The organism is Clostridia bacterium (genome assembly GCA_012840125.1).
Classification (GTDB): Bacteria; Bacillota; DULZ01; order DULZ01; family DULZ01; genus DULZ01.
This window is the reverse complement of the sequence record DULZ01000104.1, coordinates 1-21,298: the sequence shown is the minus strand read 5'-3', so window position 1 is coordinate 21,298 and position 21,298 is coordinate 1. Positions and strand designations below refer to the sequence as shown.

The following is a 21,298-nucleotide window of genomic DNA, read 5'->3' as shown; positions in this document are numbered from 1 at the left end:
GACTGGCACAAGTCTTGCTTATGGTTTAGGTGACAAACCACCGGTAAGACAAATAACGATAAGAAACTGGCTAAAGCGTTGATACACAAGTGTTTCAACCGGTAAGACCGTGATGGAAATGACCTGTCCTTGGGCTTTGGTCTGGTTGAAGCGCTGGACCTGGCCCCCCGCAAAACGGGCCGGTTGTTACTGCCTTTTATTCCCAGACCGGGTAAAATCACGGCGCCCCTTTTGAACAATCTAGACGTTGTGGCGGAAAGCTTTGTGGCCTCCATGAAGCTCCTGTTCACGGGTATTTTCTTGGGCGCGGTAGTAGGGTTTGTTTCCGGCATCCTGATCGGGTGGAGCAAGGCATGCAAGTACTGGCTTGATCCCGTGCTGAAGCTGGTGGGGCCGGTTCCCTCGGCGGCGTGGCTGCCGCTGCTGCCTTATGCCTGCGGGTGACGGGAGAGGATGGTCATAAAGGTGGTTGGCATCCGGTGCCGGTTTAACCGGAAGATCAATATTAGAAAGGAAGAGATTCATGGACAAAAACATCGGACAAATTGTGGACAAAGCCCTGGACGGGGGTAAGCTGACGCCGGCAGAACTGGAAGCCCTCTTTGCCGTTGATTACCTGTCGGAAGAAGCATATTTGATCCAATACGCTGCCAGGAAAATGAGCGCGGCAGCCTCAAAGGGCAAAGCGGAAATCCATGCCCAAGTAGGGCTCAATGTGGGATTGTGCCCCAAGAACTGCCAGTTTTGCTCCTTTGCCGCCGTAAACGGAGTTTTTGAGCAATCCAGTGAGCGCTCCCTGGATGAAGTCATTGACATGTGCTTGCGTTTTGAAGCCGACGGTGCCAATGCGATTTACCTGATGGCAACTGCTACTTATAGTTTTGAAAAATTCCTGGCCGTCGGCCGGGAAGTCAGGCAAGCTCTCAAAACGGGTGTGCCCCTGGTTGCCAATGTGGGGGATTTTGATGAAGAGGGAGCCAAAGCTTTGAAAAAAGCCGGTTTTGACGGCATTTACCATGCGGTGCGGTTAGGCGAAGGGGTTGTGACGAGGATTGACCCCAAGACCAGGCTGGCGACGGTGGCGGCCGCCCGGAAAGCCGGTTTGCGCATCGGTACCTGTTTAGAGCCCGTGGGTCCGGAACACACCCTGGATGAATTGGTGGAAAAAACCTTTATCACCATTGACATGAAACCTGGTTACAGCGGAGCAGGTCGCCGGATCCCTATCCCCGGATCCCCGCTGGAGCCTCACGGCTGGGTAAGCTATGCTCGCATGGCCCATATCCTGGCGGCGGTGCGGTTGGCTACGGGCTATGATGTGGTCGGCAACTGTACCCACGAGCCCAACCAGATCGGAGCCATGGCGGGCGCCAATCTCCTGTGGGCGGAAATGGGTGCCAACCCGCGGGACACGGAAGAAAGCACCGTCCGCGGCTGTACCGTGCAGCAAATCCGGGAAATCTACCGGGAAGCCGGGTGGGAAGTGTTAGAGGGGCCGTCGGTGATGTATGCCGGGTAATTGATTGCCGCGAGCCTGCCTGTTTTGGCGGCTAAGACAGGGGGATAGGTATGGGCCGGAAAAAGCCAACAGGTTGAAGACCTCTCCTGCCGCCCGTGGAGCCAGCCAGGCCTTTTCTACAGCAGTGGACTATTGTATAGTTATCTAAGATGGCTTTTGTGGTGCGTCCCAGCGCTGCCGGGCAATAAGGAGAGGTCTTATGACTTATCAGAATAAAGCGTTATTGGTGGTGGCCCTTACCATTTTCGTGGACAGCTTCATCGGGGGTGTCATCGTCCCGGTGCTGCCTTTATATGCTGAGGTGATGGGCTTATCCTCTTTCCAAACGGGGATCGTGTTTGCGGTGTATTCGGCAGCCGTTCTGGTGCTGTCCATTCCCCTGGGGGTTATGTCCGACCGGTGGGGCAGAAAGAAAGTGATGGTCGGGGGAATGGTGGGGTTGACTTTATCCACCGTTGCCTTTATTTTTGCCCAGTCCTTTTGGGCGTTGACTTTGATTAGATTGCTGCAAGGCACCGCCGCCGCTGCTACCTGGATGGTGGGACCGGCTTTGCTGGCCGACATGTTTCCTCCCCGGGAAAGGGGCGGGAAAATGGGGCTGGCGATGATGGGTAACAGCTTTGGTTTCTTATTCGGGCCGGTGGTAGGGGGATTCCTTTACGATTGGGGCGGTTATGCGGCTCCCTTTATTCTTTCGGCGGCGGTTACGGTCCTGGTGCTGGGGTTGACCATTTGGGTGATCCGGGAACCGCAAAGCAGGCATACGGTGGCGGCACCCCAGCCGGAGCGGGGCCATCTATCACTTTTGCTGGGCAACCGGGTTTTGACGGTGGGCTGTGGGGTGATGCTTTTGGCCTCCATGGGATTTGGCTTTATCGATCCTTTGCTGCCGGCTTATTTTGCTGAACGTTTTGGGGCCACATCGACGACCATTGGCTGGTTGTTCGCCGCCATGTCCGTGACCACTTTGGTGGCCCACCCCTTGTTTGGCAGGCTGTCGGATCTGGTGGGGCGGGTAGCTCCCATTGGCATGGGATTGATGTCCACAGCCGCCGCTTTTGCTTTGTTTACCCGGGCCTCATCCGTAGCCTGGTGTTTTTTGGCCATGGCAGTTTTGGGGATCACCTACAGCTTGACCACGGCACCCATCGCCCCGCTTTTGGCCGACGCCATCAATCAAAAACAGGGCAGTGCCGGCTATGGCACAGCCATTGGTTTCAATAATACCGCCTGGTCCATCGGGTATACGGTGGGTCCCCTGGTGGGCGGCGCTTTCGTGGACCTGTGGGGTTTGCCGAATCTGTTCGTGGTCTACGCTGTGCTCCTGCTGGGCTACCTGCCTGTATTTTTCACGGGTACGAAAGGTTTCGCCCTTCCTCCCGCTGTGGAAAAAGAGGGTTAGCCGCCGGCTCCGGTGTTTTCAACGGGTCCTGAGCAGCGGCAAAAAACTGTTGCCAAAAAATACATGATGGAGTATGATAAGTTCAAGACAACTGCATAGGAAAGCACTTAGGTATTCCTGTGTATGCAGGAATGAAAAGGGAACCGGGTGAGAATCCCGGACGGTCCGGCCACTGTGAGTGGGGAGCGGCTTTCAGCATGCCACTGTCTAGGACTGAAAGAACGGCCTGTTGTAGGGAAAACCGGCAGCGGGACGGCTTTTGGTACCGGATGGGAAGGCGAAAGCACAAGCCATGATCCACGAGTCAGGAGACCTGCCTAAGTGCCGGTATGCGCTGCCTTCCGTGGAAAGGTCAGGTACCAATGGTGTTGTTCTTGTGTCTTGAGAACGGTAAAGCCTGGTTGTGGAAAGCAGCCGGGCTTTTTCATTTTTTTCGCTTGCGGGGGAAGAGGAAGATGAGCCGTATTGCCGCCGGGAGAAAAAACAGCCCGGAGACCACTGTGGTCAGCTTATTTATTGTCCTGTTTTACATTTCCTTTATCAGTACTTACCGGCTGCTGGTTGTAACCGGTGTGTTGGTCATCATTTATTCGCTCATGGTGTCAGAGGACAGATATGTCCCCAGGTTTATGAAGCCGGTGATGCCATTTATTATCTTGCTCCTGGCTCCTCAAGCAATTAGTTACCTGCTCACAGGTACGCTGGGAGAAGTGGATTTTGTGCTGGTAATTGCCGGCAAGATCCTGATCTCCTCTATTCTGCTAGGGACGGTTTTAGCCAGGTTCTCGGCTTTATACCTGGTAGAAGGCGTTTTGCAGCTGGGGTTACCTCCGGTTTTTAACCGGATCCTTGCGCTTACTTTCCGGTACTTTCACATGCTGTACGAAGACATCGAAAAAGGGAGAAGAGCTCTGGCCAGCCGGGGGCTGTATGAAAGGAGGGGATGGTCGCACCTTGGTGTTTTCGGGGAATGGATCGGCGGTTTCTTCCTCAAGAGCAGCGAACATGGGGAGAGAGTTTTTCGAGCTATGCAAGCCAGGGGTTTTGAGGGCCGGGAGAAGAGCGATAAAAGGCTGCCTCCGGAACTGGTGATCAAGTCTTCCTTGTGGATTGCAGTTCTCACCGTCGTCCTGATTATTGATGGGAAAATATAGCCCGGCAGCTAGAGGGTGAAGCTGCCGGCTTCCCGCCGGGAGCGGAGGGGAGCCGGCCCTGCCGGATCAAGGGGGTGTGTTCATGCATTTAGCCGACGGTGTATTGAGTACTCCGGTGGTGGCGGTAACGTCAGCGGCGGCGCTGGGCGGGTTAGCTGTTGGCTTAAAAGGCATCCAGGATGAAGATATCCCGAAAATCAGCCTGCTGTCGGCGACCTTTTTTGGGGTATCCCTGATTTCCATTCCGGTACCTCCCACTTCCGTGCATCCTTTGCTATGCGGGTTAATCGGCATCTTGTTGGGCAGGCGAGCGGCTTTGGCTTTTTTCCCGGCGTTATTGTTGCAAGCTCTATTATTCAGGCATGGGGGTTTAACCACCCTAGGTGCCAACACCGTCCTGCTGGCCATACCGGGTTACTTGTCGTATCTGCTGTTCCGCCACCTGCCTGTCAAAAACGCTGCTCTCCGGGGAGGAATAGCCGGCGGATGGTCGGTGGTCATGACGGTGGTGATTTTAATCCTTATCCTGTCCATGACCGATCCCCGCTTTGCCCAAGGGGATTTCTCCGTGGCGAAAATAGCGGTCGCCGGCCACCTGCCCCTGGTGGCCGTGGAGGGAATTATTACCGGTTTTGCGGTAAGGTTCATAGCAAAACACAAACCTGACTGGATTCTTGCGGGAAGGGGAGATTTAGCCGGTGCTGAGTAAAAGATTATGTATTTACTTAATTGCCTTGGTGCTGCTCATTCCCGGTGTCGCCTATGCTCATGGCATGTCGTTGAGACTGGAAGCGCCGGGGGTGTTCCGGGTGGAGTACGACGGGGGCGGTTTTTCACCCGGGACGGAAGTTGTTCTTTATGACCAAGAGGGCCGCGAGTTGGCCAGAGGCTTGGTGGATGAGGAAGGCAAATACCATTTTGATGCAAACTTGGCCGTTTACCGGGCCGTAGCCGGCGATGGGATGGGCCACCGGGCGGTTTATACGGAAGGAGCGGAGGAAAGAGCCATCCCGAAAGGCCCTGTGGTGGCGGCTGTGGCTGCTGTGGCCGCCGTGATTGCCGTTGTCTTCAACAAAAAGAAAAAAGCCTAGCAGGTTGCCGGGAAAATGCAATACAGGGAGTAGATTGCCCTGTGCTCCGTCCCCGGCGGAGGGTTAAAGAGGAGCGCAGGCCAGGCCGGCCGTTCTTTGAGATGGAAGAATGGCTTCCTGCTATGTGATACGGGTGGAATAAATGTGTCATTGACAAATACCAAAGTCTTTTTGTATAATCAATTTGCATAAAAATTTTGACTATGAAAGTCAAATGTGCCAGAGGAACGGCACCTCACGTTATCATAAATCATAAAACATAATTTTTGCGGTTAAACCAATATGGCCCCATTGTACAACCCAGCCACGAAGGTTGGATAAAACCGTTGGTTTTGTTCCCTTCGGTGGCTGTTTTTTTGTCCAAAAGGTAGCAAACTATCCCAGCGTGCACTGGCATTGATCCCAAAGGAGACATGACATTTGATGAGAAAGCCCGGCTTTTTAAGAAGAGCATTTAACCGCGCCGACCCCAATATGGGATTGATCATGACTGTATTAAGTATTCTAGCCGTTATTTCGCTGTTGTTTGGCGTGGGCTTAGGTCCTGTGACCGTGGCGCCTGAAAAGGTGGCAAAAATACTGTTGAGCCGCCTGCCGGGATTGGGGGAGTTAATACCGCGCTCTTGGGAACAGCTTGATCAAAATATTGTCCTCGGTCTCCGTCTCCCCAGGGTGTGCCTCGGTTTCGTCGTGGGTGCCTCCCTCGCCGTCACCGGGGTGACCATGCAGGCCCTGGTGAGAAATCCCCTGGCAGATCCCTTTATTCTGGGGGTATCCTCGGGTGCCGCCGCTTTTGCCACGTTGGGGATGCTCTTTGGCGTGTTTTCATTCCTCGGTACATACTCGCTGGCCATCAGTGCTTTTATTGGTTCTGCCGTGACCATTATCCTGGTTTATACTATCTCACGTGTGCGGGGGCGCATTAACATCACCCAGCTCTTGCTTTCCGGCGTGGTGATCTCCATGATCATGGATAGTTTCACGCGGATTATTACGCTGAGTGCCCCCAATGCCCTGGGACTGCATAACGCCACCTTTTGGATGTCCGGCAGCCTGGCCGGAGCGAGATGGGCCTACCTGAAGCTGCCCCTGGCCGTGCTGCTTATTTGCACCGCGGTACTCATGATCAATTTCCGCGGCCTCAATCTCCTGCTGCTGGGGGACGAGAGTGCGGGTGCCCTGGGCGTGAATGTACCCCGGCTGCAAAAGCTGCTGGTCCTAGTCGCCTCCCTCATGGCCGGCGTAACGGTTTCCGTCAGCGGTTCCATCGGTTTCGTCGGTCTCATGGTTCCCCATTTCACCCGCCTCCTGGTCGGTGGTGACCACCGGAGGGTTTTACCGGTGGCGGCTCTGTTGGGGGGGATACTGGTTATCTGGGTCGATGTGGCTGCCCGGATGCTTTTAGCCCCGGAGGAATTACCGGTCGGTATTTTAACGGCGATTATCGGAGGACCGTTGTTTATCTGGCTGCTCAAGCGCAAGACCCAGGAACGGAAATAGATTTGGAAGGGAGGAAAACAATGCGCCTGCAGATTGAAAATCTAACCTTTTCTTACGGTGAAAACGACGTTGTCAGCGACGTCAGCCTTCATGTAAACAGGGGAGAGTTCGTAGGGCTGATCGGTCCAAACGGCAGCGGGAAATCAACCATATTAAAAAATATTTACAAAGCACTGGTGCCAGACGGGGGGAGAGTTACCCTCGACGGGGAGAACCTGCTGACCATGAGCCACAGGGAAACAGCCCTTAAACTGGGAGTCTTGGGACAGGAAAATGAAGTTCCCTTTGATTTTCTGGTGGAAGAAGTTGTGGCCATGGGGCGCAGTCCCCACAAGAAGCTGTTTGAATTTGACAATGCCCGGGACAAACAGGTGGTGCGCCGTGCCTTGGCCTACCTGGGGATGGAGAAAATGGCCAAGCGCAACTATATGCATCTTTCGGGGGGTGAAAAGCAGCGGGTCATCTTAGCCCGCGTTATCGCCCAGGAAAGTGATTTTCTCATTTTAGACGAGCCCACGAACCATCTCGATATCAGCTGCCAGTTGCAGATTTTTGATTTGGTTAAACGGCTGGGGGTCACAGTCCTAGCGGCCATTCATGATTTAAATATGGCAGCCCTCTACTGTGACCGCCTCTATGTTCTGAAGGAAGGCAGGATTGTTCTGCACGGGACGCCGGAAGAGGTGCTCACCCCGGAAAACATCTTTGAGGTCTTTGGCGTCCGCTGCAACACGGTCATCCATCCAATTACCGGTAAAGTATCTATCACTTTTATCCCCGCCGGTGTTGGGGCATAAGGGAATTCTCCATTATAACTGTTAGGAGGAACAACATGAAGAAGATATTGATGCCGGCCATGCTGCTGGTTTTGTTGCTCGCTTTACTCTTGGCGGGATGCGGAAAACCCGCCGGCCCAGGGACTCCGGAGACCCCCTCCCAGGCGGATGCCCCCGCCGCTTCCGGATACCCAATGACCTTCGATAATTACGGCCGGGAAGTCGTGGTAGCCGCAAAACCGCAAAAAGTCTTAACCCTGGGTCCCAATTGCACCGAGCTTTTTATTGCCCTGGGACTCACGGATCATATTGTTGGCCACAGCCTGAGAAATCACAGCCGCGGCCCGCTGCCGGAATATGCGGAGGATTATGCTCGCATCCCTGAGCTCACTTATGGCTCTGCCACCCGAGAGGCCGTTATTTCCAGCGGCGCGGATTTCATTTACGGTATCGATTGGGAGTTTGGCGGAGACGGGCTGGATATTGACGAACTGGCCGGATACGGTATTACCACCTATATGAATGCAGCCACCACCCTGGAGCAGCAGTACCAGGAAATTTTGGATATTGGGAAGATTTTCGGCATTGAGGATCAGGCGGAGGCCTTTGTGGCAGACCAAAAAGCCCGCATTAAAGCCGTTCAGGAAAAGATTAGCGGTGCTGCAGCGCCCAAGGTGCTGGTGTATGACAGCGGTAATAACGGTGTGTTCACCTGCAGCGGGATCAACTTTGAATCCCTGCTCATCAGCCTGGCCGGGGGGAAAAACTTGTTTGATGATATTACCGACAAGGCCTGGGTTACCGTCAGTTACGAGGAGGTACTGGCCCGCGAACCGGATGTGATCGTCATCCACGACTATGACGCCCCTTCGGTGGAAGAGAAGATAGCGGAAATCAAGTCGAATGAGACTCTGGCCCAGCTGGACTGTGTCAAGAATGAACGCTTTGTCATCATCGAACTGGAAAGCGTGCTGCCCGGCAACCGGATGGCGTATACCGTGGAAAGGCTGGCGCAAGGGTTTTACCCGGAGCTGTTTCAATAATATAATTAAGAAAGAAACGAACCTTCCCGTAAATAGGGAGGGTTCTGTTATTTGGCGATAAAGGAGATAAGACATGGGTGTCTACTGGAGATTGCTCCGCTATCTTACGGAGATAAAACGGGAAATTGCGATCAAGGTGTTTCTATGCCTGGTGCTCAGTGCCACATATATCGGGCAAGCTATTGTGATGGCCATGGCTGTAACGGCGGTATGGGCAGGCGGTGGGTTTAAAGATATAGTATGGCTGCTGGCAATCGCTCTGGCAGCGATTGTAGTGCGAGGAGTAGTCTCTCTAGCGTTGGAGAGTTACAGCAAGGTGATGGGAGCCAAGATCAAAGGAAAACTCCGGCTGCTGGTATTGGACAAGATCATGGATTTAGGCCCCGGGTATTTAAGCGCCAAGCGGAGCGGCAAGATCAGCGCCCTGGCCTTGGATGGGATTGAATCCCTGGAACCCTTTCTGGTGAACTATGTGCCGCAGGTGATAACGGTGGCTCTTTCCGGCCTGGTGGTGGGTGCCTTCCTGTGCCGGATTGATGCTGTGTCGGGGTTAATCGTTATCGCCTCCATGATGTTATGCGTGGTGGTGCCTTATCTTACCGTTCCTTTAATCAATCGCCATATCGTCAATTACTGGAGTGCTTATTCGGTCTTGACGGCCCAGTATGTGGACGCCGTGCAAGGGATTACAACTTTAAAAACTCTAAATGCGGCCCAAGAAAAAGGGATGGAACTCAAAAAAGATGCCACGAGGTTTTATGAACAGTCCATACGCAATACAGGCATATCCCTGCTGAATTCCGGTTTGATGCTGGTGCTTACGTCCGTGGTGGCCAGCGTCACCGTAGTGGTGGCAGCTTTGCGGGCCGACCTGGGCATCATGCCGGTTACGGGCATCACCGCCTTCCTGTTCCTGGCGGCGGAGTGTGCCCGGCCGATGCTGGAACTGAACCAACAGTGGCATGCCAGCTTTCTCGGTTTGTCGGTGGCAAAGGAACTGTTTGAGTTCATTGATACGGAGCCGGATGTGAAGGAGAAGGACCACTGTGATACCGGTTCCTTGGACCGGGGCCTGCCTTCTATCGAGCTGCGGGGGGTTAGTTTTTCCTACCGGGAAGGAGCGGAAGCTTTAAAGAATGTATCCTTTTCCGTTAGTCCCGGTTCCACGGTGGCGATTGTGGGACGTTCCGGGTCCGGAAAAACCACGGTGCTCAACCTGTTACTGCGGTTCTACGATCCGACTTCCGGGGAGATCTTGTTAAATGGGGTGGATATTAGGGATTATTCCCTTGCATATCTCCGGAGCAAGATAGCCGTGGTCTTTCAGGACAGTTTTTTGTTTACCGGTACTATTGCGGACAATATCCGCATGGCCAGACCGGACGCCTCCGAGGAGGAGATTATCGCCGCGGCGAAAGCGGCCCATGCCCACGATTTTATCATGTCAACCCCTGACGGGTATAGGACGGTGGTGGGGGAACGGGGTATGACTCTTTCCGGCGGCGAGCGGCAGCGCATCTCGATTGCCCGGGCTGTGTTGAAAGACGCCCCGATCTTGATTTTGGACGAGGCCACCTCCAGTGTTGACGCGGAAAGCGAAAGGCTTATCCAGTCGGCTCTGAACACACTTACTAAAGACCGTACCACCATCATCATCGCCCACCGGCTTTCCACGATCCAACATGCGGACCGGATCTTGGTCCTGGATGAGGGCCGGTTGGTGGAAGAAGGAAAGCATGAGGATTTATTAAACAGGGGCGGCATCTATGCGGCCCTGATTGCGGCGCAGCGGGAGGCGACGGAATGAATAGACAAGGAAATATGGCCAGGAACCTGGCAGCACTGGTAGCCGCCATGAAGCCCTACGCCCTGGAAATGCTGCTCACCATTGCCAGCTCGTTTCTCAAGTATATGTCCATGATCGGTATTGCCGCTTTAACTTCTTATATGGTGGGCCTGGCGATGCAGCAGCGCCTGGCCGAAGGGTTTCCCGTGCTGTTTCCCCTTCTACTGGCCTGTATTGTGCTGCGGGCCGTACTGTATTACAGTGAAATGTGGTTGGGGCACGATGTGGCCTTTAGGGCCATCCGGGACTTTCGCCTGGCACTATATGATAAGGTTGAGGCCCTAGCTCCTGCCTATTTGCTGAGGGAACAGACGGGCCGGCTCGGCCAGACCCTGGTGAGCGACGTTGAGGTGCTGGAATTGTTCATGGCCCATACTTTCGGGGCTTTTATAGTAGCCATCATTGTGACCGTGGTAATATTTGCCGTTCTGGTCAACATCAGCCCGCTGCTGGCTGTGCTGATGCTGGTCATCGCCGTGGTGCTTGGTGTGGTCCCGTACCTGATGAAGAAAAAGGCGGAGGAGCAGGGCTTTGATGTGCGGGAAAAGATGGCGACGGCCAACGCCATTACCATTGAAGGGATACAGGGTCTGAGGGAAATCCTAACTCTCAACAGTGTAAAACGCTATAAAGAGAGAAACCACCGGGCCATGCAAGACCTTTATGCCGCCCAGTACAACTACGGAAGACGGCAGGGCATGGAAAGCCTGTTGGCCCAGGTGTCCATGGGATGCTTCACCGTGGCGGTGATGGCTATAGCGGCGGGCCTGGTGAGAGCCGGGAAAATCGATTTTGCCCTGTATCCGGTGGCAGTGATTCTTTCAGCCATGGTACTTTCCCCCGTCTTGGAGGTGACCACCGTTTCCCAGAGCCTGGGGCTTGTTTTTGCCGCCGCCAATAGAATACAGGCGGTGTTGTCTGCAGCTCCCCCGGTGCGGGATGAAGGAAAAGGGAGAGGCCCTTGCCGGTCATACGATATTGAATTTGCCAATGTTTCCTTCGGGTATCATGAGGAATCCGGCGAAGTGCTCCGGGGTGTAAGCTTTACCGTGGAGCAGGGTCAAACCGTGGCCCTGGTTGGGCGCTCCGGGGCAGGGAAAACTACTTGCACCAACCTGTTGCTGCGTTATTGGGATCCGGCGGCCGGGCAGATTAAAATCGGCGGCAGGGATTTGCGGGAATTCTCCCTGGCCGGCCTGCGGGAGATGATTGCCGCTGTCCCCCAAGAACCTTACCTGTTTCATACGTCAGTCAGGGAAAACATCCGCCTGGGCAAAAGGCATGCCTCGGACGAGGAGGTGGAAGCGGCAGCCAAAGCCGCCCGGGCGCATGAATTCATTTCTGCCTTGCCGGAGGGCTACGATACCATTGTGGGTGAACGGGGCTTCCGGTTGTCGGGCGGGCAGCGGCAGCGCTTGGCTATTGCCAGGGTGCTCCTAAAAGATACGCCGATCATTATCTTTGACGAGGCCGTTTCCAACCTGGACAGCGAGAATGAACGGTATATCCAGGCAACACTGAAAACACGGCTTAAGGGTAAAACAATACTGGTGATTGCCCACCGGTTGTCCACCATCATGGCCGCGGATAAAATTGTGGTGTTGGACGGAGGCCAGGTGGTGCAGGTGGGAACCCATGACGAACTGGTCAAGGAGGACGGGCTTTACAGAACGCTGGTATGGTCCCAGCTGGCTTCACCTGACTTGCCGTCACGTTGAAGTCGTTCTTTTAATTCTCCCGTTTTCCTCGTATTCTGGAAAAAGCTGAACCAGGGCGAACTCAGCAGCAGGATCCCCGTGGACCCGGCATGCCAAAATAGGTGTGGTATTCCTTATTAGACCAAAGCAAATAGTTATAATTGGGGAAAAACAGGAGATGCTGCAGCATCATGGAGCTTAGAAAAAAGTTCTTTCATGCGGGCAGGATTTCCTAAAACGGTGTAGAATAGTAGAATACATGCTAGCGGAGTTTGGAGGCCATTTGGGTCAAAAAGACCCTTTCTTGCTGTTTTGAGTGTGACTCTGGGAACGATAAAGACCACGAAGGTCTGTCCTTTACAGGAGTAAAGGGGCTTTCGTGGTTTTTTGTTTTTGGTTTTAAGTTCTATTGGCACAGAACTTAAAATATACCCCCTTCTTTCATCCCCCTTCTCCCCGCTGGGCTGGTTCCCGGCGGGCTTTTTGTGGGAAAAGGGTCCCTGTGAGGGGTTGCTATATCAAGCCCTAAGCCGGGGCTTTCCGGAAAGCTTTTTGGCAAGGGTAGCCCACTTGTTGACATTGTAAGAATTATATGATAAATTAGGTTTGTGAAAGGGAGCATGGAGCTCCGAACCGTTAGATTCTATGGCGGATAATAGACAAAGTCAGCTTTGGATAACAAACAAATATGAAGGAAAAACAACCATGAAGGGATGCTGGCATGAAGGCAGCGACTTTCATGGTTTTTTGTTTTTCTGGCCTTAGTGAGGAGGGATGAAATGACAGTTGAAGAGATTTTGGAAAAATGGTCTTTGAAAAACCAAAACAAACAGGCCGGTGTTGCTATGTGGAACTCCATGGCGGAAAGCTTTGGCGAGCACGAGGCACCTACCTTCGAGGATGACCACTTTTTGCGGCTGCTGCAGCAGCACCACATGTTTAATCAAGATTCTCTTGTGCTGGATGTGGGCAGCGGCACCGGGCAATACGCGCTGGCCCTCGCAGCACATTGTAAAGAGGTGGTTGGCATTGACTTTTCCCCCTCTATGGTGGAAATAGCAAAACAAAAGGCGGCGGAAAAAAATATACCCAATGCCAGTTTTCAATGGGCCGACTGGCATGAACTGGACCTAAAAAAGCAGGAATGGGAAGGGAAATTTGATCTTGTTATAGCGCGTTTGACCCCGGCGGTCCAAAGTGCCGGTACCTTTCTAAAGCTTTCCCAGGCCAGCCGGGGCTGGTGTGTGTGGTCAAAACCCACCCGTCGTACCGATCCGGTATCGGATGAAATTAGAAAACTGGTCGGTATCCAGGAAAAACATGAAAGCAGCGATGTGGACATCCTGTATGCCTTTGCGTTGTTATGGCAGCAGGGACGGCTACCCTATCTTGACTACGAACAGCAGCGTTGGGAGATGAAAAAGACCCTGGAACAGGCATACGGCCTGTATATTAACAGGATGAAAACATATCGTGACCTTTCTCCCGAGGAAGAGGAAAGGATAAAACAATACCTGCAATCCATTGCCAAAGACGGGCTGGTATATGAAGAGGTCAATACTACGGTCACAACCATCTACTGGCGTGTTTAAATATCCGGGAATAAGGAGGCCATCAATAATGAGGAAGCAGTTGTGGGACAAAGCCGTTGCTTTTCACGGGCATGAGTGCCCGGGACTGGCTATTGGCGTTAAGGCTTGCGAAGCCGCCATGGAAAAAATGCAGATCGGGTTTTCCCCCGACGAAGAAATCGTCTGTGTGACGGAAAACGACGCCTGCGGGGTGGATGCCGTTCAGGCCATTTTCGGCTGTACTTTAGGAAAAGGAAACTTGCTCTACCGGGGGACGGGAAAACAAGCTTTTTCCTTCTTTGAACGCAAGACCGGGAAAAAACTGCGTGTTTATCTCAAGGGACAAAAGGGTCCGGATATGGATCGGGCCGAGTGGCAGGAGTATTTGTTAAACGCCCCTGTGGACGAAATCTTTTCTTTTTCGGAACCCAAATTCGACCTACCCGAAAAGGCTAAGATTTTTCCGACCGTCACCTGCGCCGTCTGCGGCGAGGGGGCACCGGAGCACAAGATGCGCCTGCAAGACGGCAAGACCGTATGTGCTGACTGTTTTAAAGATTATTCGCGAGGCTGGTAGGCAAGAGGGGGAAAGCAAAATGATCAAAGAAAAGGTGCTCGGGATAATCCTCGTCACGGCCTTGTTTTTGGGTGGATGTGCTGCCGATGTTTCGACGCCTGCCCCTGCTCCCGGGGAAACCCGCATGGTGACGGATGCCTTTGGCAGGCAGGTAGAAATACCGCAAAAAGTTGAGACCGTGGCGGCCATCGGGGGGGCCGCCCGCATCCTCACTTACGCCGGGTGTGCGGACAAGTTGGTGGGCGTGACGGATATGGATAAACAAAATATCGCGGCGATGCCCTATTCCGTGGTCAATGCCGCGCATTTTGCGAACCTTCCCTCCGTGGGGAGCGGCGGTGCTAACGATACGCCCTATATCGAAGAATTGGTGACCCTGGCGCCGGATGTAATTATCGGCTTAACCGATGAGAATACGATTAAGAACGTGGCGGAAAAGACCGGTATTCCTACCATCGGCATCTACCCGGAAGGGATGTTTGACGAAAGTTTTTATGCTGCCCTGGCATTGATTGGCCAAGTCATGGGTACGGAGGAGAGAAGTGCCAAAGTAATTGATTTTATTAAAGAGTGCCAGGCCGATTTGGATCGCCGGACCCGGGACATTCCCGAGGCGGAAAAACCTACGGTCTATGTGGGGGCCGTGAGCTTCCGGGGCGCCCATGGCTTTGAAGGTACCCATGCCAATTATCCCCCTTTGACCGCCATTCATGCCAAGAACGTGGCCGATGAAACCGGCGAACAAGGGGCGTTTATAGTGGACTTGGAAAAAGTGATTGTTTGGGATCCGGATATCATCTTTCTTAATCCCACCAATATGGATCTCGTCAACGACCACTATGGGAAGAACAAAGCCTTTTACCAGAGCCTGAAAGCAGTGCAAAACGGCCAAGTCTATACGCAGATATCTTACAATTACAATTGGACCAATATGGAGATCGCCATTGCCAATGCTTATTATGCCGGCAAAGTGATTTATCCGGAAAGGTTTACCGATATCGATCCGGTTGAGAAAGCGGACGAGATCTTTACCGTCCTGTTGGGTCAGCCCTTCTATGACCGGCTGGCCCGGGATGGTATGAGATTTGAGCAGATCACCCTAGGAGAATAGAATGGGATGAAGCACACGACAGCGTATGGAAGCTATATCCGTTACAAAAAGCTGTTCATTTTGCTGATGGTGGTGGCCGTGGCCCTGGCCGCTTTACTGGCGATTAGTGCCGGTTCTGCCGGTCTTTCTTGGCAAGAGGTCATAACTACCCTGTTAGGCCGCGGCAGCAAACAAGCATCTATTATCGTTTTTAACCACCGCTTGCCCAGGGTCCTCACTGCCATGCTGGCGGGAATTGGTTTGGCCACGGTAGGCTGCGCGATGCAGTGCCTGCTGAAAAACCCGTTGGCTTCCGCATCTACTTTAGGCATTGCCCAAGGGGCAGCTTTCGGCGCTTCCTTTGCCATCATTGTTTTGGGGGCCGGCATTCAGAATCAAACTTTGGACGGCATCACCATTATCAACCCGTATATCATCAGCGCCTGTGCTTTCGTCAGCTCTATGTTGTCTACGTTGATCGTCCTTGGGTTGTCCTACTTCAGAAGGGTTACCCCGGAATCCATGATCCTGGCCGGAGTGGCTCTAAGCAGCATGTTTGCCGGCGCCACCACCCTCATGCAGTATTTTGCCGCCGATGTAAAGGTGGCGGCGGTAGTGTTTTGGACCTTCGGTGATCTAGGCCGCACCGGCTGGACGGAAATAATCATTATGGCCGTTATAGTGGCCGTATCTTTCGTTTATTACGCTCTTAATCGCTGGAATCTTAACGCCTTGCAAGGGGGCGATGAAACGGCCAAAGGACTTGGCGTTAACGTAACCGCTTTCCGCCTCTTGGGCATGCTGATCGGTTCCCTGACGGCCTCCACCATCGTTTCTTTTGTCGGTATTATCAATTTTATCGGGCTGATTGCGCCTCACCTGATGAGGCGGGTGATCGGCAATGACTACCGGTATTTGCTGCCGGCGTCGGGCCTGATGGGAGCACTGCTAATGGTAGCCAGCGATACGGCGGCCCGGCTGGTAGTGGCTCCGGTGGTTCTCCCGATTGGGGCCATAACGTCTTTTCTCGGTGCACCTTTGTTTCTTTATCTTGTGTTCAAGGGGGTCGGGACCAGAAGATGATCCAGGTGCAAGAATTGTCCTTTTCCTATAGGCAGGATCGACCAATATTAACCGGTATTGATTTTCAGGCTTCCAAGGGTGAATGCACCGCCATTTTGGGAAACAACGGGGCAGGCAAGAGTACTTTAATCAAATGCCTTAACCGGATTTTGGAACCTCAGCAGGGAGTAGTCTATGTCAACGGGCAAAATACCCGGAAGCTCAAACGCAACGATGTGGCCAAGTGCCTGGCTTACGTGGCCCAGCACCATGGGGGAGACAGGTTTACGGTATTTGACACTATTCTGCTGGGCCGCAAGCCGTATATTAAATTTGAGCCTACCCAGGAGGACCTTCGCATTGTCGAATCAATTATTAAGCGCATGAAATTGGAGGATTTCGCCCTGCGTTATATTGATGAGCTTTCCGGAGGGGAATTGCAAAAAGTCATGCTGGCCCGGGCCCTGGCGCAACAGCCGCAGGTGCTGCTGTTAGATGAGCCCACCAGCAATTTGGATCTCTGCAACCAGTATGAAGTATTAAGCATTATCCGGGAAATTGCCAGGACGGAGCAAATTGTTGTGCTTTTGATTATTCACGACCTAAACCTTGCCCTGCGTTATTGTGACAAGTTTTTATTCCTGAAGGATAACCGGATTTTCCGCTACGGTGGGATGGAAGTCATGACGGCCGAAACCATTCATGAAGTCTACGGGATTCCGGTAACTGTGCAAGAGTTAAACGGTATCAAAGTTGTGATTCCGTTTCCTACTCCTAATAATCATTAGAGACAATAGAAGCCACCCTTTTCGCCCAGGGGAAAGTCCGCCGATCCCCTTTTCCATGAGGAGGCTCAAATGGTTTTTCCGTTATGCATAATTAATACTGTAACTAAAGCTGTCAGAACGACAGCAGTTGGTACCGTTTGAGAAGGCGAAAGTGTTTTGCTAAAAAGATCGTTATTTGGCTTGGTTCAGGAGGCAACCAAGCTTTTTCATTGCCAAAAGCCATATGTTTCGGAATGGAGGAGGTGCCAACTGATAAATTACCCGCCATAAACAGGCGGGGTTTTTTAAGGAGGAGCAATGGGTATGAAATGAAATAAGCTGGAGGTGGCACCGTTGACTTTGAATTCAGGCGGATTGACAGTGACAGTTTTGGTCTGAAGAAGCCGCAGCCGGCCATACATCCGGTGTCACCTGCTGGGCTCTGTTAGGCTCGGCACTGTTACCTATGATTATAGTTTTCAGCTACTTTTGTTACGGAACAAAGCTGCATGGCTGAAATACCTTTTATCCTAGGTTCCGTCCGGTGAGATATCTGCCGCAAATTCTGTTTCATTGGTCTGTATGGCGTGTTATCCGTCCAAACGTCAGTTCTTAACAAAAACGCAGTTGGCCATATACCATAGCAAAGCTCAAAAAAATTTTTTTAAAGAATTACCAAGAAAAAAATCCGATGATTTAAAGGGCTGTGGCCGTTACGTATAGAAAGAGAAATACAGACATCTGACTATAGTGATATAACCTTCAGTCTTGTTGCGGCTGGGAACTCGTATAGTCATGATGTCAATACTTTTTTTGGGGGGGGGGTATGTAAAAAAGTGTTGGTTCTGCGAAACAGAGTGAAGCGATGGAATGTCTTGGTATTGATCATAGGTTTGCTGCTGGTGCTGGTGGCAGGATGTGGCGGCCAGCAGGAGAGGGGGCAGGGGGAGGCAGAGAAACAGACGCTGGTCTTTGCTGATGCCGGTTGGGACAGTATTCAGTTCCACAATTACGTAGCAAAAATCATTATCGAGAACGGGTACGGGTACCCGACGGAAATCATCGAAGGCTCCACACCGATTACTTTTGACGCTTTGAGGAAAGGTACCATTGACATTTACATGGAGGCATGGACCTCCAATATTAAAGAGCTGTACGAGCCGGCCGTTGCCAGCGGTGATGTGATTGAGCTATCTGTTAATTTTGACGACAATGTTCAGGGACTTTATGTGCCCACCTACTTGATTAAAGGGGACCCGGAACGGGGGATTGAGCCTTTGGCCCCTGATTTGCATTCCATTCACGATCTGCCCAAATACTGGGAGCTGTTTAAGGATCCCGAGGAACCGACCAAGGGACGGATTTTTGGAGCAATACCGGGTTGGGAAGTAGATACCATTTTGGCAGAAAAAGTGCGCAATTATGGGTTGGATAAGTATTACAACTATTATAATCCCGGTTCAGATGCGGCCTTGGCTACATCCATGTTGAGGGCATACGAGAACGGTGAGCCCTGGTTAGGCTATTATTGGGAACCCACCTGGATTATGGGTCTTCTGGATATGACTCTACTGGCTGATGAACCCTACAGTGATGAATTGTGGAATAACGGCTACCGGTGTGAATTCCCCACAGTTCCCTGTACAGTAGTGGTCCACAAGGATGTGCCCAAGACTGCACCTGAGGTGGCTGAGTTTCTGAAAAACTATCAAACCAGCAGTGCCTTGACCAACGAGGCCCTGGCTTACATGCAGGAAAATGAAGTAGGTCCCGAAGAGGCGGCCAGGTGGTTTTTGGCAGAGCATGAGGAGCTTTGGACCGGCTGGGTTCCTGCGGAAGTTGCCGCCAGAGTTAAAGAGACTCTCTAAGGCTTTTTACAGCAAAGGACTGGTGCTAAATGAACGGTTTTCCTGAGACAATCAGGTGGGAAATCGGAATATATATAGACATGTTTATCAAATGGTTGATGCGGGATTTCGGGGAACTCTTTGATGTTATCTCCAGTGGAATACTGTGGTTTCTGGTTCGCATGGAAAAATTCCTGCTCTGGTTGCCTTGGTGGTTGTTCTTGCTGGTCATTTTTCTCCTTGGCTGGAAACTCAGAAACATGAGAGCAGGACTGACCTTTGCCTTTCTGGTTTTCATGGTGGGTGCCTTTGGCTTATGGGAGTATATGATGATGACCATTGCCATTGTATTGGCTTCGGTTGCTATTTCTTTGGCGTTGGGCATTCCTTTGGGGATCCTTATGGCTTATAGTAACAGGTTTAATGCTGTGATGTGCCCGGTCCTGGATGCCATGCAGACCATGCCCAGCTTCGTCTATTTGATCCCGGCGTTAATGCTGTTCGATATGGGTAAGGTGCCTGCCGTTTTTGCTACCACCGTTTATGCTATTCCCCCGGTTATGCGGCTGACCGATTTAGGTATTCGCCGGGTGTCAAAAGAAATGGTGGAGGCCGCCCTGTCTTTCGGTTCCTCCGGTTGGCAGACATTGACCAAAGTTCAGCTTCCCCAGGCATTGCCCACCATTATGACCGGCATTAATCAGACAACCATGATGGCCCTATCCATGGTCGTAATCTGTTCGATGATTGGAGCCCGCGGACTGGGGCTGGAAGTCTTGCGGGCCATCCAGCATATCGATATTGCCAAGGGTTTTGAAGCCGGGATCAGTATCGTTTTCCTGGCGATCATTATTGACCGCATGACGCAGGGGATCGCCCAACGCTTTAAGTATCCGGAATAGGAAGGGGGATAACATGGCCCCGAAAGTAAAAGTTGAAAATCTAACGAAAATATTTGGCAAAAACCCTAAAGCTATCCTGCCTCTCGTGAAACGCGGGGCATCTAAAGAGAAAATACTCCGGGATACCGGGCATACGTAGGGGTCTATAATGTTTCTTTTGAGGTCAACGAAGGAGAAGTATTCGTCATCATGGGCTTGTCCGGCAGCGGGAAATCCACTTTAATTCGTTGCCTTAACCTCCTTAACCGTCCCACGGAAGGAAAAGTAATTGTTGACGGGGAGAATATTGTAGAGTATGATCGGGCCCGGCTTCGAGAGTTTCGCCAAAAAAAGGTAGCCATGGTTTTCCAGCATTTTGGGTTGTTTACCCACCGGACGGTCCTCGATAACGTAGCTTACGGCTTGGAGATAAGGGGCATACCGTTGAAGGAAAGATACGAAATCGCCAGGCAAACCCTGGCTACGGTGGGCTTGACCGGTTGGGAGGACCGTTATCCCAATGAGCTTAGCGGCGGGATGCAGCAGCGAGTGGGGTTGGCCCGGGCTTTGGCCAATGATCCCGACATTCTCCTGATGGATGAACCCTTTAGCGCTTTAGACCCGTTAATCAAAAGGGAAATGCAGCAGGAGCTGCTGGATTTAGAGGCCAAGGTAAAAAAGACTATTATTTTCATCACCCACGATATTAATGAAGCGTTTCGACTTGGGGATAGAGTAGCCATCATGAAAGACGGGATTATCGAGCAAATAGGAACCCCGGAAGAGATCTTGTCTAATCCCAAGAATGAATATATCAAGAACTTTGTCCGGGATATAGATCGTTCCAAGGTTTTGCAGGCCAAAAACATCATGTTTAGACCATCGACTTTAGTATCCCTTAAAGACGGTCTGGCCTTTGCGATTCAGGAGATGGAGCAAAGCGGTATTTCCAGCGTGTTTGTGGTGGATCACGAACGCAGGCTACAGGGATTGGTGACTATTGACGATGCCATCAAAGCTTTGAAGGAAAACAAAAGGCTGGGCGATATCTTGAAGAAAGACTATTTTACCACTCACCCTGACGCTTATGTACAAGAGCTGATCCCCATCGCCACGGAAAGCAAGTATCCCATCGCCGTACTGGATGAGGATCAGAAGTTATTGGGGATCATACCGCGGGTTTCGGTGCTGTCCAGCCTTGTTTAAACACGGTTTTCTGTTTTGAAGGGTTGACAAGTATTTGAGGACGTGTTAAGATAGTCACCGTCGGCTCACAATGGCCGGCAGAAATTGGCGACAAGAAAGGGTTGACGCAAGGCGACCCGGCGTGGTAGAATAAGCTTTGTCGCCGTAAGGAGCAGGTCTTTGAAAACTGAACAGTGGAATGGAGCACATGCCTAGCGCTATAGGGCTCGATAGAGCCGATTGAACTTGAAGTGAAGGTAATAACTGAGTTAAATCAGTTATGATATTTT

The 21,298-nt window shown here is 52.0% G+C and carries 18 protein-coding genes, 1 pseudogene and 1 riboswitch; all 19 genes and pseudogenes read left to right on the top strand.

Features of this window, described 5'->3' with window-relative positions:
- Window positions 1–129 precede the first annotated feature (129 nt).
- Window positions 130–444: a hypothetical protein gene (locus tag GXX34_12275; GenBank protein HHW08283.1), complete on the top strand. Its 315-nt coding sequence runs from the start codon at window positions 130–132 to the stop codon at window positions 442–444.
- A 79-nt stretch (window positions 445–523) separates the two neighbouring features.
- Window positions 524–1,519, top strand: a complete 996-nt coding sequence (locus tag GXX34_12270; protein ID HHW08282.1) for a radical SAM protein — start codon at window positions 524–526, stop codon at window positions 1,517–1,519.
- A 199-nt stretch (window positions 1,520–1,718) separates the two neighbouring features.
- A complete protein-coding gene (locus GXX34_12265) occupies window positions 1,719–2,921 on the top strand; it encodes an MFS transporter (protein ID HHW08281.1) in 1,203 nt (400 codons plus the stop codon).
- Window positions 2,922–3,013: 92 nt separating this feature from the next.
- Window positions 3,014–3,257, top strand: a riboswitch (cobalamin riboswitch).
- Window positions 3,258–3,376: 119 nt separating this feature from the next.
- On the top strand, window positions 3,377–4,075 hold the full coding sequence (locus GXX34_12260; protein HHW08280.1) for a hypothetical protein: 699 nt from the start codon (window positions 3,377–3,379) through the stop codon (window positions 4,073–4,075).
- An 82-nt stretch (window positions 4,076–4,157) separates the two neighbouring features.
- Window positions 4,158–4,784 (top strand): cobalt transporter CbiM, encoded by a 627-nt coding sequence (locus GXX34_12255; GenBank protein HHW08279.1) that lies wholly within the window; start codon window positions 4,158–4,160, stop codon window positions 4,782–4,784.
- Window positions 4,774–5,166 (top strand): hypothetical protein, encoded by a 393-nt coding sequence (locus GXX34_12250; GenBank protein HHW08278.1) that lies wholly within the window; start codon window positions 4,774–4,776, stop codon window positions 5,164–5,166. Before GXX34_12255 ends, GXX34_12250 begins: the two co-directional genes overlap by 11 nt.
- 474 nt (window positions 5,167–5,640) lie before the next feature.
- A complete protein-coding gene (locus GXX34_12245; GenBank protein ID HHW08277.1) occupies window positions 5,641–6,666 on the top strand; it encodes an iron ABC transporter permease in 1,026 nt (341 codons plus the stop codon).
- A 20-nt stretch (window positions 6,667–6,686) separates the two neighbouring features.
- Window positions 6,687–7,463: an ABC transporter ATP-binding protein gene (locus GXX34_12240; GenBank protein HHW08276.1), complete on the top strand. Its 777-nt coding sequence runs from the start codon at window positions 6,687–6,689 to the stop codon at window positions 7,461–7,463.
- A gap of 35 nt (window positions 7,464–7,498) precedes the next feature.
- Complete coding sequence (locus GXX34_12235; protein HHW08275.1) at window positions 7,499–8,485, top strand: ABC transporter substrate-binding protein; 987 nt, start codon at window positions 7,499–7,501, stop codon at window positions 8,483–8,485.
- Window positions 8,486–8,558: 73 nt separating this feature from the next.
- Window positions 8,559–10,292, top strand: a complete 1,734-nt coding sequence (locus tag GXX34_12230) for an ABC transporter ATP-binding protein (protein ID HHW08274.1) — start codon at window positions 8,559–8,561, stop codon at window positions 10,290–10,292.
- Window positions 10,289–12,049, top strand: a complete 1,761-nt coding sequence (locus tag GXX34_12225; GenBank protein HHW08273.1) for an ABC transporter ATP-binding protein — start codon at window positions 10,289–10,291, stop codon at window positions 12,047–12,049. The genes GXX34_12230 and GXX34_12225 overlap by 4 nt, the downstream gene beginning before the upstream one ends.
- Before the next feature lie 758 nt (window positions 12,050–12,807).
- A complete protein-coding gene (locus tag GXX34_12220) occupies window positions 12,808–13,620 on the top strand; it encodes a class I SAM-dependent methyltransferase (protein ID HHW08272.1) in 813 nt (270 codons plus the stop codon).
- A 28-nt stretch (window positions 13,621–13,648) separates the two neighbouring features.
- Window positions 13,649–14,176 carry a formylmethanofuran dehydrogenase gene (locus tag GXX34_12215; protein ID HHW08271.1) on the top strand — a complete coding sequence of 176 codons (528 nt, stop codon included), beginning with the start codon at window positions 13,649–13,651 and terminating at the stop codon, window positions 14,174–14,176.
- 19 nt (window positions 14,177–14,195) lie between these two features.
- Window positions 14,196–15,287 (top strand): iron ABC transporter substrate-binding protein, encoded by a 1,092-nt coding sequence (locus tag GXX34_12210; protein HHW08270.1) that lies wholly within the window; start codon window positions 14,196–14,198, stop codon window positions 15,285–15,287.
- 6 nt (window positions 15,288–15,293) lie between these two features.
- Window positions 15,294–16,349: an iron ABC transporter permease gene (locus GXX34_12205; protein HHW08269.1), complete on the top strand. Its 1,056-nt coding sequence runs from the start codon at window positions 15,294–15,296 to the stop codon at window positions 16,347–16,349.
- Window positions 16,346–17,116 (top strand): ABC transporter ATP-binding protein, encoded by a 771-nt coding sequence (locus tag GXX34_12200; GenBank protein HHW08268.1) that lies wholly within the window; start codon window positions 16,346–16,348, stop codon window positions 17,114–17,116. The genes GXX34_12205 and GXX34_12200 overlap by 4 nt, the downstream gene beginning before the upstream one ends.
- Window positions 17,117–17,952: 836 nt before the next feature.
- Entirely contained in the window at window positions 17,953–18,963 is a 1,011-nt protein-coding gene (locus GXX34_12195; GenBank protein HHW08267.1) for an ABC transporter substrate-binding protein, read from the top strand.
- A 29-nt stretch (window positions 18,964–18,992) separates the two neighbouring features.
- Window positions 18,993–19,844, top strand: a complete 852-nt coding sequence (locus GXX34_12190) for a proline/glycine betaine ABC transporter permease (protein ID HHW08266.1) — start codon at window positions 18,993–18,995, stop codon at window positions 19,842–19,844.
- Between the two features lie 13 nt (window positions 19,845–19,857).
- A pseudogene (locus tag GXX34_12185) lies at window positions 19,858–21,029 on the top strand (glycine betaine/L-proline ABC transporter ATP-binding protein).
- Window positions 21,030–21,298: the final 269 nt, after the last annotated feature.